This window comes from Ralstonia sp. R-29 (assembly GCF_049913345.1).
Classification (GTDB): Bacteria; Pseudomonadota; Gammaproteobacteria; order Burkholderiales; family Burkholderiaceae; genus Ralstonia.
On the sequence record NZ_CP184378.1, the window covers coordinates 2,021,868 to 2,036,932 of the forward strand.

Sequence of the window (15,065 nt, forward strand, 5' to 3'; positions counted from 1 at the left end):
TGCAGGCACACACGGCGTGCGTTGCCCAGTTCCCTCTTCCGGCTGCAGGCGGCGCGGTGCGCACGCCGCAGCGTAATGATCTTGTCTTGTTGTGCCGCGATTCTAGCGGGTACGGCCCACCGCGCCGGATGAAGATTCCGTAACAAACGCCGCGCCTGTCAGGCGCCGTAGCTGCGCAGCCGATCCAGGTCAACGACCGTCACGCCGCCGTATTCCAGCCGCACCACGCCGTCCTTCTCCAGCGCCTTGAGCGATTGGTTGGCCACCTGCCGCGTCATGCCTGAGAGCAGGCCGAGTTCTTCCTGTGTGATCTCAAGATGGTCGCCCGCGCCGGGGTAGAGCACCGGGTTGAACAGCGAAGCAATGCAGCGTGCCAGGCGCGGTGTGACATCGAGCAGGCGGTCGTATTCCAGCAGCGCCATGAAGTGCCCCAGCCGCTCGTTGAGTTGCTTCACCAAGAAGCGGTTGAAGGCGACGCTGTTTTCCACCAGCCACATAAAGGTGGCGCGGTCCATGAAGGCCATGCGCGTATCGCGCAGCGCGACGATGTCGTAGCGGCGCGGCTCATTCTTGAGCACCGTGCCTTCGCCAAACCAGCCGCCGGCCGGCACGCCCGTAAACGTGACGCTGCGCCCCTCGGGCGAGACCGTGCCGATCTTGATGAGGCCAGTGACTACGCCGGTCCAACTCTCCAGCAACGTGTTCTTCGGGCAGATGCAGGCGCCACGCGCATAGGTCTTCTCGACAATGCCGGCGCAGGCGCGGTCTGCCTCGTCGGCAGGCAATTCGATCGACCATGCGGCAATGTGCGCCAGCCGTGCGCGCGTAATGCCGGGGCGGGCGTTTGTGTCTTGATCAGCCACGCTGGATGCCCACCGGCAAGGTGCTCACGTGCTGCACTTCGGGCGTGGCGAGCCAGCCGTGGTGCAGGCTTTGCAGGAACATTTCCGTGGCGTCTTCGCCCCAGAACAGCTCGCCGTTGTGGACGAGTGTGGGTACGCCAAATACACCCAGCGCGATGGCCGCATCGGTGTGCGCACGCAGGGCATCTTTCACGGCCGGCTGTTCGACAGCGGCCGCGCCTTCGGGATAGCCCACCGCCTTGCACAACGCGGTAAAGCCTTCGGGCAACGCCGCATCGTTGCCATCGCGCCAGATGTGCCGGAAGACGGCGCGCACTGCATCGAGCGAACCGCCCATCGCAATGGTCAGCCGCAGCGCCTTGATGGGGTTGAACGGGTGCGCGGGCGGCATGCGGAACGGAATGCCCAGTTGTTGCGCACGAAACAGCGCATGCCGATAGGTGAAGACGCGCTTGGGGCTGATCTCGGCCGGCCCCCTTTGCCCCCAGTGGTGCAGGATCGCCCCAAGCACGACGGGGCGTGGGCGGATGACGATGTCGTTGTCCTGTTGCAGCTTGTCGAACTGCTCAAGCTGCAGGTAGGCGAACGGGGAGATGACATCGAAGAACCAATCAACGGTGGTGGGCATGGACGTTCCTCAGGCCCCTCAGGCCTCAAGCGGTGCGCGCATCTGCAGCAGCGGAGCCAGCGTGAAGGGCGCGGCGGTCATGGCGCGAATGTCGTCGAGTGTCGCATGCGAGAGGATTTCACGCAGCACGAGCCCGGCATCGGTCACATCAAACACCGCATGCTCGGTCACGATGACCTTCACGCAGCCCTTTCCCGTGAGTGGCAGCGTGCAGCGCGGCAGGATCTTGGAATTGCCGTGCTTGTCGGTGTGCGCCAGCGCGGCGATGACCTTGCGCGTGCCGTAGCACAGGTCCATGGCTCCGCCGATGCCGGGCCACCATTTGCCGTTGCGGTCGCACGCCCAGTTGGCGAGGTTGCCCTGCGCGTCCACTTGCAACGCGCCGAGGATGGTCACGTCGATATAGCCGTTGCGCATTGCGCCAAGCGACGTGGCGAGATCCATGATGGCCGCGCCCGGCGGCAGCGTGATGGGCTCGCAGCCGGCGTTGGTGATGTCGCTGTCGATGGCATCGAGCGCGGGGCGCCCGCCAAAGCCGAAGGCGCCGTTCTCGGTGTGGAAGATGACGCCCGCATCGGCATCAAGGTAGTTGGCCGTGAGCGTGGGGATACCCAAGCCGAGGTTGACGACTTCCCCTGCGCGCAATTCCTGCGCGCAGCGGGCGGCGATACGTTGCTTGGGCGTTTCGGGCAGGGCAGCGTGCATGGCGGTCTCCTTGTTTCGTCGTTGTGTGGTGGTCAGGCTTCGGCAGCGGCTAGAGTGACCGGTAAGCGGCCGAGCTTCGTCCAGTGCTGCTTGTAGAGCGCGTGCTGATCTTCCAATGTCAGCCCTTGCACCACCGCATTGACGAACACGCCGGGGCAGCCGACGCGCTCCGGCGGAATCGCGCCCACCTCCACGATCTCATTCACCTCGACGATGGTGTAGTCGCCCGCCATGGCGATGTCGCGCTGGTTCTGCAGCGCCGTGCCGCGAAACTCCACGTTGCCGAAGGTATCGGCGCGCCAGCCTTTGATGATCGACACGTCGGCGCGCAGGGGCCGCTCCACGAAGCAGGTCATGCCGTCCACCGTGATCGTTGGCTTGGGTGCGCCACGCTGGGGAAACATGCCCGGCTGGTCGAGGATGCCCACGCCCACCGGCACGAGTGCGCCGCCCAGGCCCAGCGCACCGGCGCGCACTTTCTCGGCCCAGGTGCCCATCGGAAAGAACTCGGCCACGCGCACGGCGTCGGTCAGGTACGCCTGTGTCGATTCATCCGTCGTGCCGACGTGGGTGCCGATGAATTCGACCAGTTGACCCGAGGCGAACAACTTGGCCTTGAGAAAGCCGCCGCGCAGCCCTGGCGTGTTGGTGATGAGTGTGAGTTGGTCGACGTTGCTGGCGAGCAGCGCCTCAATGCAGCAGGCCGGTTCGCCCGCGCCCACGAATTCGCCCAGCATCAGGCGGCTGCCGCTGCGGACATGGGCGATGGCGTCGTCCACGGAAAGGACCTTGTTGGCGTAGCGCATGGTGTCTCCTGTCATGGCCGGTCATACGGGTGGGGTTCCGGACCGGCCTGCGGCGCAGTGTAGGAGCGGTGCGCTTGCGGCGATGTCTTTTGCATGACATTTGGCGCCGACCGTTCTGGTGTGAGGTGGACCATGCATCAGACACATGAGCGGCACCGGATTTGTGCGGTCGCACAAAAGCGGGCCTGCCTGCCATCTAAACGGGCTGGATGACGCAAAAATGAAATCACCTCTCTTTTATCAAGGCTTCATAAAATCACTCGAATGGTGCGGCCTACGGGTTTAGGTAAAGAGGCGGTGTAAAGTCGATCAGACGCCCGATGTCAAAAAAATTCTTTTTATAGAGGCCCTCAAAAGATTTAGTTCTTTCTGCTTGGAAGTCGAAGCGGGGCATGCTTATACTGGCCTTACCTTGCACTGCATCAAGAGTTGCACTCGAGATGTTCGGTGCGGGCTCTTGTTGTGTTCAGCATGAATGTTCCCTTTTGGATATTGTGCGATTTGCGCGATAGGGATAACTCTTGTCTGCGGTTTTGCGGAGGCGGCATGTCCGTTGAGAAAATCGTTGTTCGTGTGTTTGACACACTGAATGTTCATGTTGAAAGGCACCTGTTCCATGACGACGCGGACAGCGTCATCCTGGTCAATGGTGCATTGGCCACGACGGCTTCGTTCGGGCAGACCATCAAGTATCTGAGCGAGCGCTACAACGTGGTGTGTTTCGACTTGCCATACGCAGGGCAGTCGCGGCAGTACAACCCAGGCCAGTTTCTGCTGACGAAGGACGACGAGGTGGCCATCCTCCTGGAGCTGATTCACCGGTTCCGGCCGAAATTTCTCTATTCCGTCTCGTGGGGTGGGCTGGCGGCGTTGCTTGCGCTGGCGCGCGGCGCGAGCAGCGTGCAGCGCGCCGTCATTGGTTCGTTCTCGCCGTATCTGAATGCAGAAATGATGGATTACGTGAGCAAGGCCCGTGATTATCTCAGTCAGGATGATAAAGACGCCGCTGCTCAGTTGCTCAACAACACGGTCGGGCAAAACCTGCCGGGTGTGTTGAAGTCGATGAACTATCGATATTTGATTAATTTGCCAGAAGAAGAAAGGGCACAAATCAAATTTCACATTGATCAGATATTAGCGCTGCGCCCGGATGACTATTTGCCGACGCTTTCCAATATTCGGTGCGGTATCAAGTTTATTAATGGAGTGCTGGATCAGCACACCCCGGTCGGTGATATTCGGAAAATGACGAGCTATATCAACAATGCGCAGTTTTCTGCGATTGCAGATACCGGCCATTTTCTGGAATTGGAAGGCCGCGCCCAAAAGGCGGCCGTACGCGGCGAGATCATGGCGTTTTTCGAGACGGCAGAGATGCCTGCAGCACATCCGCTGCCCGCGCAGTCGTTTCTTGCTGCGCTGCAAGCGCCAACGTTTGCAGGAGCCAATTGAATGGGTGCGCTGCAAATGGAGGGGGAGATGGTCTCCGCGCTGGTTCGGACAGCGGCCATTGTGGTGCCTTGGCTGGCGTGGCTTGTGTATTGGATTCACGCCGCACCCGGTACCAAGGAGACCGTCCGGATGGAGCGTCGGCTGTCGCGCACGTTGCAGTCCATCCCGCTGATTGTGGGTAGTGCGTTGATCGTGTTGCCGCTTCCGCTGTTCGGGCCCCTGTTTGGGCTCGCGCGCAGCACACCGGCCGAACCTGTCTTCGGGGTGTTGCAGTGGAGCGGGCTGGCAGTGGTGGTGGCAGGGCTGCTGTTTTCGGTCTGGGGGCGTGTGCACCTTGGCACGAACTGGAGCGTTTCCGTCACGCTCAAGGACGACCATGAGCTGGTGCGCAGTGGCCCCTATGCGCTGGTGCGACACCCCATCTATTCCGGTTGCCTTGCAGCCCTGGCAGGTGCGGCAATGATCCGGGGCGCGTGGCCTGCAGGCTTCGGTCTTGTGCTGATCTTCCTGTCGCTCGCCTACAAGGTGCGGCTGGAAGAGCGCTGGCTGTCCGAGCATTTTGGCGAGCCTTACCGCGCCTATCGCCGCCAGGTTCGCGCGCTGGTGCCCGGTCTCTACTGACGGGACGGCCGCCATGGCGCAGATCGTCATCACGGCCATTGGGTCCACCGGAGACGTCCACCCCTTTATCGGCATCGGGCGTGCGCTGGCGGAGCGTGGCCATCGCGTCGTCGTGTGCACGCACGCGCCGTTTGCGGCGCTGGTGGAGCGCGATGGCTTCGGCTTTGTGCCGATCGGGTCGGCGCAGGAGTATGAGGCTGCGCTCGCCAGCCCCGCGCTGTGGAATCCACGCACGTCGTTCAAGACCCTATGGGGATTGATCGCGCCGACCATCCGCCCGCATTTCGATGCACTGGAACGGCTCGCCACCAGCGATACGGTGTTGGTCGGGTCACTCTGGGCCCTGGCGGCGCGCTTGATGCAGGAGCGCCATGGCACGCCGTACGTGTCGGTGCAGGTGTCGCCATCGACGCTGCTGTCGGCACATGCCCCACCCACGCACAAGCGGCTGACGGTGCCCGGCTGGCTTCCGCTGCGCTGGCGCATCGCACTGATGCATGCCATCGAAGATCGTGTACTCGATCCCGCCGTGGGTCCCACGCTCAACGCCGTGCGCGCGGGCCTGGGCTTGCCGCCTGTGAGGCGCATTCTCGGCACGTGGCTGCATTCGCCCGATGGCGTGCTGTGCCTGTTTCCCGAGTGGTTTGCGCCACCGCAGCCCGATTGGCCGGCGCCCCTTCACCTATGCGGCTTCCCCCTGCTGGGTGAGGTGCCGGGCGATGACGCGCCCCACGATGCGGCGTTGGACGCCTTTCTGACAGCAGGCCCCGCTCCTGTGGTGTTCACCCCCGGGTCGACACGGATCGACGAGGCGGCGTATGCACGCGTGGTGGCAGAAACGCTGCGGCGCACCGGTCATCGTGCCATCGTGCTGGGCAAGGCTGCGTCCGCGTCGTTCATGGCGTTCGAGAGGGACCGCGTGCTGCAGCGCCCATTCTTGCCCATGCGTGCCTTGCTGCCGCGCTGTGCGGCCATCGTGCACCACGGTGGCATCGGCACGGCGGCGCTGGCGTATGCCGCCGGCATTCCGCAAGTGGTGACGCCGTTTGCGCATGACCAGTTTGATAACGCTGCGCGCGTGGCCCGCTCGGGCTGCGGCGTGCGGATCGATGGTCCGGCCAGCGGCCGCGCTGTTGCAGCCGCGCTCGACAGGCTGATCGCGAACCCCGCCGTGGCTGCCCAGTGCGCCCGCTTCAAGCGGCAGATGGCAGACGCGCCCGACGCTAACGCCGACGCCGCCCGCTACATCGAGCGCTTGGCACCACCCGCCCGCGCCCGCGTGGAGGCTGACCGGCACGCGATGCCCGCATGACGGCCGCGAACCCGCTTTCCGCCAACGCGGCTGCCGGCACCCCCATTGATTCGCCGCCATTGCACGGCGTGTGGCTGGCGGTGCTGACCGGCGCGCTGTTGCTGGCGACCTTCATCGAGGTGCTCGATTCCACTGTCACTAACGTGGCGGTGCCATCGCTTGCGGGCAACCTCGGCGTGTCACATGCGCAGGCCACGTGGGTGATCAGCTCCTACGCGGTTTCCGCTGCCATTGCGGTGCCGCTCACGGGCTGGCTGGCGGGGCGCCTTGGCGAGGCGCGCCTGTTCATGGCCGCCATCTGCTTGTTTACGCTCACGTCGATGCTGTGCGGCCTGTCGCGCCACATCGAAAGCCTGGTGGGCTTCCGTGCGCTGCAGGGTTTCTTCTCCGGGCCGATGGTGCCGCTGTCGCAGACCATTCTGCTGCGTGTCTTCGCGGCGCGGCACCGCACGCTTGCGCTGTCGCTGTGGGGCATGACGGTGCTGCTGGCCTCCATTTTCGGGCCGGTGTTCGGCGGGTGGATCGTCGATCAGTTTGCATGGCCGTGGATCTTCTTCATCAACCTGCCGATCGGCGTGTTCGCCTTTCTGACGTGTGCGGCGTTGCTCCCGCGCGATCGCCCCGCGGCGGCTGGCACGCCCATCGATGCGGTCGGCATTGCCCTGCTGGTGGTGGGCGTGGGCGCCATGCAGGCGATGTTCGACCTGGGGCGCGATCGCGGCTGGTTCGATTCCCACCTGATCGTCACGCTGGCCATCGTGGCGGTGCTGGCGCTGTCAGCACTGCTGATCTGGGAATCGGCCGAGCGGCATCCGGTGGTCGATCTCACGCTGTTTCAAGACCGCACCTTCACCTTCGGTGTGGTGATCGTGTCGGCCGGCATGATCGTCTTCGCCATGATCGGCGTGATCTTTCCGCTCTGGATGCAGACCGTGATGGGCTACACCGCGCTGCATACCGGCATGGTCACGGCATCGCTGGGGATCCTTGCGCTGGTGTTCTCGGTGCTGGTCAGCCTGTATCTGGAGCGGCTGGATGCGCGGCTCGTGGCCTCGTTCGGCTTCCTGGTGTTTGGGGCTGTGATGGCGTGGGATGCGCGCTTTACGTTGACGATGGCGTTCTGGCAGATCGTTACGCCCACCTTCATCCAGGGCATCGGCTTGCCCTGTTTCTTTATTCCGCTCACGACGATCATCCTGGCCAACGTACCGGACCACAAGCTGGCCGCGGCCGCCGGGCTGTCGAATTTTCTGCGCACGATGTTCGCGGCGGTCGGCACGGCGTTGAGCGTGACGTGGTGGGACAACCGCGCCGGGCACCACTACGGCACCTTGGTCCAATCGGTTACGCCAGCATCTGACGGCACGCGACAGTTCCTGCATGCGCTGGGCGAGGCGGGGCTGCAGGGCACTAGCGGGCTGGGCGCGATCGAGCGCACCGTGCGGCAGCAGGCCTACATGATGGCCACCAATGACCTGTTCTACATGGCCAGCCTGGTGTGCCTCGGGCTTGCCGCCGCCATGTGGCTGACGCGCCCGCGCAAGGGTGTTGCTGCACGGAGCGCGCATTGAATCCATGAGGGATGACGACCATGTCCGCCACTGAACTGACCTCTGAGCCCGCCGAACTCGCGGAACACGTCGGCATACCCGCAGCGCTGGTCGTGTTGTACCGGCCGTCCGACGACGACGTCGCGCATCTCGTCCGCCTGCGCGCACGCACGCCACGCTTGCTGGCGATCGATAACTCGCCACAGGCGGATCCGGAACGCGCGCGATGGTTGACCGAGCAGGGCGTTACCTACCTGTTCAATGGCAACGAAGGGGGGATCGCCGGGGCATTCAACCGGGGCCTGCGCGCGCTGTTTGCCGAAGGGGCGGCCGCCGTCGCGCTGTTTGATCAGGATTCACGTGCCAGCGATGATTACTTCCCCACCATGCGCGAGGCCTGTGCCGCGCTTGGCGACAGCGCGTTCGTGGTTGGCCCGCGCATCTATGACGAGGGCGCCCAGCGCTTCCTGCCCGAAATCGTCAGCAACGGCTTCACGATCCGGCGCGTGAAGATCGACACGTCGGCCGCATTGCAGCGGTGCTCGTTTCTGTTGTCGTCGGGCTCGGTGGTCTCGCGGCAGGCATTCGAACGGCTGGGCACGTTTTCAGAGGCACTGTTCATCGATCACGTGGATACGGAATACGCATTGCGTGCGCTTGCACGCGGCGTGCCGTTCTATGTGGTGCCCAGGCTCGTGCTGTCGCACCAGATCGGCAACAAGCGCGAACACCGGCTTGGCTTTCTGCACATGACATCGATGAACCATCCGGCATTTCGGCGCTACTACATTGCGCGCAACGGCATGCACCTGGCATTGCAGTACGGGCCGGGTTTGCCGCTTGCCATCACGCCCAACCTGATCACGCTGTGGCAGGTGGTGCAGATCGCGCTGTTCGAGCGCGACAAGCGAGCCAAACTCCTGGGCATTGGCTGTGGCATCGTCGATGCACTGCGTGGTCGGCTGGGTTCGATTGAACTGGCGCGGCCACGGCTGGCAGCCCGCTTCTTCAGCCGTTGACCATGTCGCCGCCATCGAGGTGGAGAGGGACACGGCGTGCGCCGATGTTGGCGGCCGTGTTTGCTGCGCTGGCGGTGGTGGCATTGGCCGGGTGCGTTGGCCCTGATCAGCGCGCGGTATCGATGCGCACACCGGCACCCGATGCGCTCGCCCACACGCTGGCCAGCGCTGAGGCAGCTGGGCCGGACAACGCCGCCTGGCCCACGGCGCACTGGGTCGATGTGTTTGCCGATCCGCAATTGACCGCGCTGGTGGATGAGGCCTGCGCCAACAGCCCCGACCTTGACGTGGCGCATGCACGCATGGCGGCCGCGCAGGCTCAGTTGGACGCATTCGGCTCGGTGACCGGCCTGGCGGGTACGGCCACGGCCAGCGTCATGAAGGCGCGCGCGCCGCAGGTGGATGGCGTGGCCAACGTCAACGTGGCCGGCACGAACTTCCCCATTGAATTGTTCAGTGAGCCATGGGCCTCGCCGAGCAGCGTGATTGGCGCGGCGCGATACGACCTCGACCTGTGGGGCCACAACCGGGCGATTGGCCGCGCGTTGTTGTCGGAACGTGCCGCTGCCGCTGTCGATGCCCAACAGGCACGCCTTGCGCTGGTGAGCGCGCTGGTCACGCTTTACAGCCAGTTCGACTACGCGTTTGCCCGGCGCGATCTTCTTGAACACAAGGTGCGCGATGCCCAGCGCCGCCATGCCATCAGCGGCGAGCGCGCCCGGCGTGGGTTGGACAATGGCTACGACGCCGAAGCCACCCGTGCCGCCGACGCTGCCTTGCAGGCGCAATTGCAGCAGGCCGATGACGCCATCACGCAGTTGCGGTTGCAGATGGGCGTGCTGGCTGGCAGCGGCCCCGAACGTGGTCTTGCGCTCGGCCGGCCCAAGATGGCCGAACCGGCCGGCGCAACGCTGCCGCCGACGTTGCCGTTGGACCTGCTCGGCCGGCGGCCGGACATCGTGGCCGCGCGCCTGCGGGCGGATGCAGCCGGCGGCCGGATCGATGCCGCGCGGGCGCAGTTCTATCCGAACATCAACTTGCTTGCCGTCACCGGTTTTTCATCGCTCAACGTGAACACGCTGTTTTCGCGTTCGTCGATCACGCTGGCAGCGGGGCCGGCGCTCTCGTTGCCGCTGTTCGAGCGCCCGCGCCTGCAGGCGCAACTGCGCGCTGAAGAAGCAAGCGCCGACACGATGGTGGCGCTGTACAACAAGACGCTGGACGAGGCGCTGGGTGAGGTGGCCCGTTCCGTCCTCGCGCTCAATAGCGCGGAGGGGCTGGCCCGTCATCAAGCGCAGGTGCTTGCCGCACGTGAGCGCATGGCGCAGATCGCCGACGAACGCCATCGGCGTGGTCTGCTGACGCGCGCGGAACAACTCGCGGCGCAAGCGGCGCTGCTGGATGAGCAACTGCGGCTGGCTGCCCTGCAAGCGCAGCGGCGCGATGCTTGGATCGCCCTCATGCGGGCGCTGGGCGGGGGATTCGACATCAACGTCAACGGGCGCAACACGCATGCATAGGGAGCCACTCATCGATCAGGCGGCGGCTGTGACCGTGCGCGACCCGCGCAAGGTACGGCGGCGCAACGCCATGTTTGCCGCGCTGCTGGGCGTGGTGCTGGCCATTGCCGCAGTCGCCGTCACATATTGGCTGCTGCGCGGCCGCTATCTGGAGGACACCGACAACGCCTACGTGGCCGGCAACGTGGTGCAGATTGCCGCGCAGACAGCCGGCATCGTGCGCGACGTGGGGGTTGGCAATACCGAGTGCGTGAAGGCTGGTCAGTTGTTGGTCAGGCTGGACCCGGCCGACGCGCAGATCGCGCTGGAGCGTGCCAAGGCGCAATTGACGCTGGCCGTGCGGCGCACCCGCGAAGGCAGCCTGACCTCGGCCATGTATGAAGATGCCGTCCGCGCACGGGCTGCGGAGCTGACCTTGACCGAGCGCGCACTGGCGGCACGCTCGGGTGCATCGGCGGAGGTGGTGTCGGAAGAGGAACTGGCGCGGGCGCGCATGTCGGTCGAGCAGGCCCGCGCCAACTTGGCGGCGGCGCGCAACCAAGTGGCGGCAAGCCGTGCCGTGATGGGCGATGTGCGTGCCGAAGACAACCCGGCCGTCGCCGATGCCGCCCAGCAGGTGCGGGCCGCCTATCTGCAACTGGCGCGCATGACCATCGCTGCCCCCGTCGACGGCTGCGTGGTTCAGCGCTCGGTGCAGGTGGGGCAACCCATCGGCGCGGGCGCACAACTCATGGCGATCGTGCCGCTGTCCCAGTTGTGGGTAGAAGCCAACCTGAAGGAGGGTCAGATCCGCAATGTGCGCATCGGGCAACCCGTCGAGGTCGTGTCCGACCTGTATGGCGCCGACGTGGTGTTTCGTGGCCACATCGCCGGGTTGTCGCCCGGCACGGGCGGCGCATTTTCAATGCTGCCGCCACAGAATGCTGCGGGCAATTGGGTCAAGGTCGTCCAGCGGGTGCCGGTGATGGTGGCGCTCGATCCGGCAGAAATGGCCGCGCGCCCGCTGCCGATCGGCGTGTCGATGACGGTGTCGATTGATACGCACGCGCGTGAGGGCAGGCTACTGGGCGCAGTGCCAACGGCGCCGCATACACCCACCGCCGATGCGGCGGACCCCGCCATGGCACAGGCCGATGCCCTGGTGCGAACGCTTCTTGCTGCGGCGCAGGCGGGTGGCCGACCACCGGGCAGCGTCGCCGCAACATCACGCTAAGCTCGTCTGCGCATACTGTGTGTGCGGCGGGAGAGGGTTGCCCAGGCTCGCCGCACCAATCGGCGTGGCGGGTGTCACATTTGGGTGGCGCGTTCGCTTCGCTACCTCATTGCGCCTTTCCCTCCTCCCGCACCAACCTCACAGGACCGCATGCACGTCGACACCCCGCTTATCTCCACCATCATCGGCGGCCTGGTGCTGGCCTTCATCTTCGGCACGCTCGCGCAGCGCCTGCGGCTGCCGCCCCTTGTGGGTTATCTGGTGGCGGGCGTGGTGGCGGGGCCGTTTACGCCGGGCTTCGTGGCCGACCAGAGCCTGGCGCCGCAACTGGCCGAGCTCGGGGTGATCCTGCTGATGTTTGGCGTGGGGCTGCACTTTTCGATGAAGGAGCTGCTGGCCGTCAAGGCCATCGCCATTCCCGGCGCTATCGGGCAGATTGCGCTGGCCACGCTCATGGGCATGGGCCTGGCGTGGCTGCTCGGCTGGGATTGGGGCCCGGGCCTCGTATTCGGCCTGGCGCTGTCGGTTGCGAGCACGGTGGTGCTGCTCAAGGCACTTGAAGACCGCGGCATCGACAATTCGCACGAGGGCCACATCGCCGTGGGGTGGTTGATCGTCGAAGACCTCGTGATGGTGGTGACGCTGGTGCTGTTGCCGGCGCTGGCTGGGGCTTTAGGTGGCTCCGGCAGCACGGCCATCAGCGCGTGGGACATCATCAAAGTGCTGGCGATCACGCTCTCGAAGGTGGTGGCCTTTGCCGCGTTGATGCTGATGGTGGGCCGCCGCGTGATCCCATGGATGCTCGAACGCATCGTCATGACGGGCAGCCGTGAGCTGTTCCGCCTGGGCGTGCTGGCGACGGCGCTGGGCGTGGCCTACGGCGCAACGGTGCTGTTTGGCGTGTCGTTCGCGCTGGGTGCGTTCTTTGCGGGCATGGTGCTGGCCGAATCCGAGTTCAGCCAGCGCGCGGCCGAAGAATCGCTGCCACTGCGCGATGCGTTTGCGGTGCTGTTTTTCGTCTCGGTGGGCATGCTGTTCGACCCACGTGTGCTGATCGATGACACCTGGGCGGTGCTGGGCACGGTGTTGATCGTGGTAGTGGGCAAGTCGCTGGCGGCCTTTGCGGTGGTGCGTGCCTTTGGCCACGGTAACCGGACGGCGCTCACGATTTCCGCCAGCCTCGCGCAGATCGGCGAGTTTTCGTTCATCCTGATCGGCCTGGGCATCGGGCTGGAGATTCTGCCGACGCGCGCCCGCGGGCTGTTGTTGGCGGCAGCGATCTTGTCGATCCTGCTCAACCCGCTGATGTTTGCCCTGATCAACCGCATCAAGCGCGAAGTGGCACCCGAACCGGCGACGGCTGATTGACGTCACCGATTGACGCCACTCACGCAACCCCAACCCCAAACTTTTCGAGCGAGGAACGTTCATGAGCAACCTGACTATCGGTGTGATCGTCGGCAGCCTGCGCAAGGCGTCGTTCAACCGCCAACTGGCGCAGGCGCTGGTGCGGCTGCTGCCTTCAAGCGCGCAGGCCCAGTTCATTGAGATTGATGAGCTGCCGCTTTACAACCAGGATCTGGATGGCAGCCTGCCCGAGCCCGTACAGCGCTTCAAGGCTGCGGTGGCGAGCGTCGACGCTTTGCTGTTTGTCACGCCGGAATACAACCGGGGCATCCCGGGTGTGCTGAAAAACGCCATCGACTGGGGCTCGCGGCCGTATGGCCAGAGCGTGTGGGGTGGCAAGCCGGCGGGTATTGCGGGCGCATCACCCGGTGCGATCGGGACGGCGCTGTCGCAGGCCCAACTGCGCAATGTGCTCGCGGCGGTGGGCGTGAGGACGCTCCCGTTGCCGGAGGTGTTCTTCCACTTTGCGGGGGAGCCCTTCGATGCGCAGGGCGAGGTGGTGGACGCGCGTACGCGCCAGTTCCTGCAGGGGTTTGTCGATCGATTCGCTCAGTGGGCGGGCGAAGTGCGCGCCTGACGAATCGACCAACGAGGTATTTCAAGGCCGGGCAGGGAGGGGCGCTTCCCGCTCGGCCGTTTTGTTTCTGGCGAGGTCAGGCCAGAAAAGCGGCGGCGCTGATGAGCCAGCCTGCTGCGACGCAGCTTGCGATCCAGGCGGCCATGACGGCGCCAATATCCAACCATTTCATGATTGTTCTCCTTACAACACTTGCAATGCTTGTTCAGGCAATCGATGTCTGAACAACTGTCACGAAGTTTAGGTGTTGCAATGCGGAAGAACAATACGGTGCGGGGTGAACAGACTGTTCCAAAGGTAACAACAAATTTCAGCGCTTGCGTGGCGCGGGCTGCGCCTCTGCGGGATCGGTGTGGCGTATGGAAGGCCGTTGGTGCGACGCAACAAAATCAAGTGCCTTACGGGTCACTATCGCGTTCGGAAGGTGGCCGCTACGGTATCGGCAAAGCGCGCTTCTTCGGCAAACGCGGCCTCGTCGTGCCGGGCGGTGCCAAATATGCGTAGCAAGTAGACCGCGCCGTTCCCGAAAAAGGCGTAGCCACGGACCATGGCCGTGCGATCGCCGCCGGTGTTCCACTCGCCTTCCCAATAGATCACCCGGCGGCCCCCCAAGGACCGCAGCGCCGGCGGCTTACTGCGGACCAGGCGTACGGCCCAGCTCGGGCGACCGCCGTGCACGCGTGTTTCCATGTGGTTGAGGAGGATGGCCAGATGCCGCTCGCGCACGGTCTCGAGGTATTGCGGAGTACCTTGCTCGAAGTCGGATCGGCGCACCGTCACCAGCGCAAAGCCTTCCGATGCTGGCGTTTGTTGCGCAAATACCAGGCGGGACGGCCCGAATGGTGACTGGATGGTCGGCGGGACGCTCGGGATGGGCGTGTCACTGCCCAGCCGCAAGGGGCCCCAGCCACGGGGCAGCGCCACGGATGCGCCTTCGTCGACGCGCATGGTGACGGGGTTCACGAGCCGAGGTGCGGCAGGCAGTGGGCGCACCCACGCCAGCGCAGCGAGCGCGAGCCACGCTGCGGCGCATCCACTGCCGATGCGCTGGCGAGCCCTCCCTTCGGTCGATGGCGCCACGTGCGGCTCCTGGTCAGGAAAACGGTGCGATATCACAACGGTGGGCGAGCCAGTGCTTTGCTTGCGGATGTGCTCCGCACAGCAAAGCCAATGCCCGCGTCGTTGGCCGACGCTGTCTTCCCCCGCTCGCACCATAACGGCTTGCGTGGCGTCGCACCATCGGTGGTTGGCCGGGCATCAAATGGACTAATCCGTGGCGGCTCGGAATGCCTGGCTCCAGCAGGTCGAGCATCTGTGGCTCTTTTCACGGAGCCACGGTGTTCGATAGGGTGATTGCCATCCGCTTCCCTCATCGACATTCCCCGTTTTCGC

The 15,065-nt window shown here is 64.8% G+C and carries 14 protein-coding genes; 9 read left to right on the forward strand and 5 right to left on the reverse strand.

What is annotated here, in order from left to right:
* Positions 1-158: 158 nt before the first annotated feature.
* The 4 genes from ACN9M1_RS26195 to ACN9M1_RS26210 are packed head-to-tail and all read right to left on the reverse strand — an operon-like array spanning position 159 to position 3,002.
* Positions 159-863, reverse strand: a complete 705-nt coding sequence (locus tag ACN9M1_RS26195; protein ID WP_426399778.1) for a Crp/Fnr family transcriptional regulator — start codon at positions 861-863, stop codon at positions 159-161.
* Positions 856-1,491, reverse strand: coding sequence for a 2-hydroxychromene-2-carboxylate isomerase (locus ACN9M1_RS26200; RefSeq protein ID WP_426399779.1), 636 nt, complete (start codon positions 1,489-1,491; stop codon positions 856-858). The genes ACN9M1_RS26195 and ACN9M1_RS26200 overlap by 8 nt, the downstream gene beginning before the upstream one ends.
* An 18-nt stretch (positions 1,492-1,509) precedes the next feature.
* The gene (locus ACN9M1_RS26205; RefSeq protein WP_426399780.1) at positions 1,510-2,196 is read right to left on the reverse strand and encodes a 3-oxoacid CoA-transferase subunit B; all 687 of its coding nucleotides are present in this window, start codon (positions 2,194-2,196) and stop codon (positions 1,510-1,512) included.
* A gap of 32 nt (positions 2,197-2,228) precedes the next feature.
* The gene (locus ACN9M1_RS26210) at positions 2,229-3,002 is read right to left on the reverse strand and encodes a CoA transferase subunit A (RefSeq protein WP_426399781.1); all 774 of its coding nucleotides are present in this window, start codon (positions 3,000-3,002) and stop codon (positions 2,229-2,231) included.
* 546 nt (positions 3,003-3,548) lie between these two features.
* Here ACN9M1_RS26210 and ACN9M1_RS26215 point away from each other — a divergent pair.
* From ACN9M1_RS26215 to ACN9M1_RS26255, 9 genes are all read left to right on the forward strand, one after another.
* Positions 3,549-4,454 carry an alpha/beta fold hydrolase gene (locus tag ACN9M1_RS26215; RefSeq protein ID WP_426399782.1) on the forward strand — a complete coding sequence of 302 codons (906 nt, stop codon included), beginning with the start codon at positions 3,549-3,551 and terminating at the stop codon, positions 4,452-4,454.
* Entirely contained in the window at positions 4,455-5,075 is a 621-nt protein-coding gene (locus tag ACN9M1_RS26220) for a methyltransferase family protein (RefSeq protein WP_426399783.1), read from the forward strand.
* Positions 5,076-5,088: 13 nt separating this feature from the next.
* Complete coding sequence (locus ACN9M1_RS26225) at positions 5,089-6,387, forward strand: glycosyltransferase (protein WP_426399784.1); 1,299 nt, start codon at positions 5,089-5,091, stop codon at positions 6,385-6,387.
* Positions 6,384-7,958 (forward strand): DHA2 family efflux MFS transporter permease subunit, encoded by a 1,575-nt coding sequence (locus ACN9M1_RS26230; RefSeq protein ID WP_426399785.1) that lies wholly within the window; start codon positions 6,384-6,386, stop codon positions 7,956-7,958. The genes ACN9M1_RS26225 and ACN9M1_RS26230 overlap by 4 nt, the downstream gene beginning before the upstream one ends.
* 20 nt (positions 7,959-7,978) lie before the next feature.
* The gene (locus ACN9M1_RS26235; RefSeq protein ID WP_426399786.1) at positions 7,979-8,956 is read left to right on the forward strand and encodes a glycosyltransferase family 2 protein; all 978 of its coding nucleotides are present in this window, start codon (positions 7,979-7,981) and stop codon (positions 8,954-8,956) included.
* A 44-nt stretch (positions 8,957-9,000) separates the two neighbouring features.
* Positions 9,001-10,476, forward strand: a complete 1,476-nt coding sequence (locus tag ACN9M1_RS26240; protein ID WP_426399787.1) for an efflux transporter outer membrane subunit — start codon at positions 9,001-9,003, stop codon at positions 10,474-10,476.
* A complete protein-coding gene (locus ACN9M1_RS26245) occupies positions 10,469-11,689 on the forward strand; it encodes an HlyD family efflux transporter periplasmic adaptor subunit (RefSeq protein WP_426399788.1) in 1,221 nt (406 codons plus the stop codon). The genes ACN9M1_RS26240 and ACN9M1_RS26245 overlap by 8 nt, the downstream gene beginning before the upstream one ends.
* Positions 11,690-11,839: 150 nt before the next feature.
* Positions 11,840-13,057, forward strand: a complete 1,218-nt coding sequence (locus ACN9M1_RS26250) for a cation:proton antiporter (protein WP_426399789.1) — start codon at positions 11,840-11,842, stop codon at positions 13,055-13,057.
* A gap of 61 nt (positions 13,058-13,118) precedes the next feature.
* The gene (locus tag ACN9M1_RS26255; RefSeq protein ID WP_426399790.1) at positions 13,119-13,673 is read left to right on the forward strand and encodes an NADPH-dependent FMN reductase; all 555 of its coding nucleotides are present in this window, start codon (positions 13,119-13,121) and stop codon (positions 13,671-13,673) included.
* Positions 13,674-14,081: 408 nt separating this feature from the next.
* On the opposite strand, the gene ACN9M1_RS26260 is transcribed toward ACN9M1_RS26255, so the two are convergent.
* Entirely contained in the window at positions 14,082-14,753 is a 672-nt protein-coding gene (locus tag ACN9M1_RS26260; RefSeq protein WP_426399791.1) for a hypothetical protein, read from the reverse strand.
* Positions 14,754-15,065: the final 312 nt, after the last annotated feature.